General features: G+C 26.3%; 3 protein-coding genes. All 3 read left to right on the plus strand.

Annotation, left to right across the window (positions count from 1 at the left end; all coding sequences use genetic code 11):
• The first annotated feature begins 115 nt into the window (after positions 1-115).
• The gene (locus tag B2671_RS06415; RefSeq protein ID WP_346869663.1) at positions 116-1,186 is read left to right on the plus strand and encodes a sensor histidine kinase; all 1,071 of its coding nucleotides are present in this window, start codon (positions 116-118) and stop codon (positions 1,184-1,186) included.
• Positions 1,183-1,809, plus strand: coding sequence for a response regulator transcription factor (locus tag B2671_RS06420; RefSeq protein WP_346869664.1), 627 nt, complete (start codon positions 1,183-1,185; stop codon positions 1,807-1,809). The genes B2671_RS06415 and B2671_RS06420 overlap by 4 nt, the downstream gene beginning before the upstream one ends.
• Positions 1,810-1,934: 125 nt before the next feature.
• Positions 1,935-2,534 carry a hypothetical protein gene (locus B2671_RS06425; protein ID WP_346869665.1) on the plus strand — a complete coding sequence of 200 codons (600 nt, stop codon included), beginning with the start codon at positions 1,935-1,937 and terminating at the stop codon, positions 2,532-2,534.
• Positions 2,535-2,806 lie beyond the last annotated feature (272 nt).

The raw sequence follows: 2,806 nt of genomic DNA on the forward strand, positions 1-2,806 counted from the left end.
AACTCAAAATATACTTCCCATCTTTGAATTATTATTTATTTTCAGATGCCTTATATAAAACTTTTGTAAGAAATTTGTATATGTTATTATAGATATGTAAAGTGAGGGAGTATAGATGAATAATATATTAAATAAAATTATTTTACTTATAGGTTCGACATTATTACTTATAGAAAATTATAGTATAGAAAAATCAATCTTACCAATTTTAGTAACAGTTGCAATAACTTGTTTTCTAGAATATTTTAGCAAGGATAAATTAAATGTAATATTATTAATGATATATAGTATACTTTGCATTGTATATCCTGAATTTCTCATGGGTATTCCTATAATATTTTATGATACTATTTTTTCAAAGTATAAAAATATATGCATCTTAACTTTAATTCCGTACCTTATGAATATACATAAATATTCACATATTATTATAATAATGATTCTTGGACTTCTTAGTACGTCAGCAATCTTGAAATTTAATACTGTGAAATATGAAAAATTGCATGATAAATTTATAAAACAAAGAGATGATTTAACTGAGATATCTATAGTATTGGAAGAGAAGGTAAAGGAACTACAATATAAACAAGATTTTGAAGTTAATTTTGCAACATTAAAGGAGAGAAATCGTATTTCAAGAGAAATTCATGATAATATAGGACATCTTTTAACTAGCTCTATATTGCAAATTGGTGCTATTATGGCAATTACTAAAGAGGAGCAAACAAAAAGGTTTATAGAGGACATTAAATCTACCTTGGACCAAGGTATGGATTCTATTAGAAGTAGTATTCATAATTTACATGAAGATTCTATTGACTTATATGTACAACTTTCAAGGCTTATAAATGAATTTAAGTTTTGTAAGGCTACGTTAAATTATGAGTTTTCTTATAATCCAGATGTTAAGGTTAAATATGCTATTATTGCTATTGTAAAAGAGGCATTATCTAATATAATAAAGCATTCAAATGCCACTACAGTAACTGTAAGTTTATATGAACATCCCAAATTGTATCAAGTTATTATTTTAGATGATGGAAGTAAAAAGAATGCAAGTATGGATGGTGGAATGGGATTACAAAGCATTGAAAAGAGGGTAAATAGTTTAAATGGAATTGTAAATTTTGATAGTTCAAAAGGGTTTAAGATATTCATTTCTATTATGAAGGAGGGGTTACTATGAGAATAATTATTATAGATGATGATAAGCTTATAGCAGCATCATTAAAGACAATCATAGAGACATCAAGTGATATAAAAGTTATATCACTTGGATATAGCGGTGAAGAAGCTATAGAGCTGTATAATGAGTATATTCCAGATATATTACTTATGGATATTCGCATGGGGGGAATGTCAGGGCTAGATGCTTCACAAAAAATTCTAAAATCTCATAATGATGGGAGAATATTATTTCTAACTACTTTTGAGGATGATGAATATATTATAACTGCATTAAAAGTTGGTGCTAAGGGATATATTCTAAAACAACATTTTGAAAGTATAGTACCTGCTTTAAAGGCAGTAGAGCTTGGACAAAGTGTATTTGGACAAGAAATTATATCTAAAATTCCTACCATGTTAAATAGTACTGAAAATAAAAAAGATATATCAAAGTATGATTTAATTGATAGAGACATTGAAATAATCACTTTAGTTTCCAAAGGGCTTTCTAATAAAGAAATATCAGCAAAATTATTTTTGGGTGAAGGTACAATAAGAAACTATATAAGTAGTATTTTAGAAAAATTAAATCTTAGAGATAGAACACAACTTGCAATATTTTATTTTAACAATATAAAGTGAAGCATTTTTGTATTTAACTTTTATATGTTTGAGATAAAAAAGAAATAATAGGAAAGTCAATATAAGAATAATAACTGTGTATATGCTTATACTATAATCATAAAAATATGCACAGGAGGTTTATTATGAAAAGAATAGCGCTTTTAATTGCAACAATAGCATTAACAACAGGACTTGTAGGATGTGCTAATAATGACACTGCAGGTAATACAGGAAAGACGGGTAGTGAGGTTGCTCAGAACCAAACTGAAAATGGAACAGCAAATAGTGAAAATACAACCTTAGATGGGAATGGAGCTAATGATAGTGGAGTTTTAGGCATTAATGACAATAATAGTAATGACAATACACTCTTCGGTATTGATTTAACCAACAATAATTATTCTAATGGTATATATCGTGGTTCATATATAGATGAGGATGAATTAACAGTTGAATTTACTCTAGCTAACAATCAAATTAAGGATATTAAATTTATAGCACTATCTAATAATGATGAGAATTATTTGGAAGATAGTAATTTCAAGAATGTTAAAAATCATTACGAAGCTTTGATAAACTATTTAAAGGATAAAGATATAAGACAAAGCCTTAATGATTTATATAACCCTTCTTCCATAGTTAAGGATATGGATAAAAAAGTTGAAGTAGGTAAGGTAACATCAGCTATACATGATGCTTTAAATAGAGGTGTATATTCTACTACTAATGGTACTAATAAATAATATATTAGATTGGTAATAAAAATGGACTGTCTCAAAATGAATTACTAAACTTTACATTAAGGTTTAGCTTATTTTGAGATAGTTTTCTATTTTAAGGATATTAAAATGCTATTTATACAAAAATAGAGTAACATTGAAATTCTATATACATATAATATATTAGCAGAATAAAATCAAGGATAAAAAATTATTCGAAAAGTACAGATGATATTAAATATATAAACAAAGGAAGTACTGTAATTAAAACAAAATATATTAGTGTATGAGGTGTA

It is taken from the genome of Clostridium sp. UBA5119, assembly GCF_002414285.1.
Taxonomy (GTDB): domain Bacteria; phylum Bacillota; class Clostridia; order Clostridiales; family Clostridiaceae; genus Clostridium_J; species Clostridium_J sulfidigenes.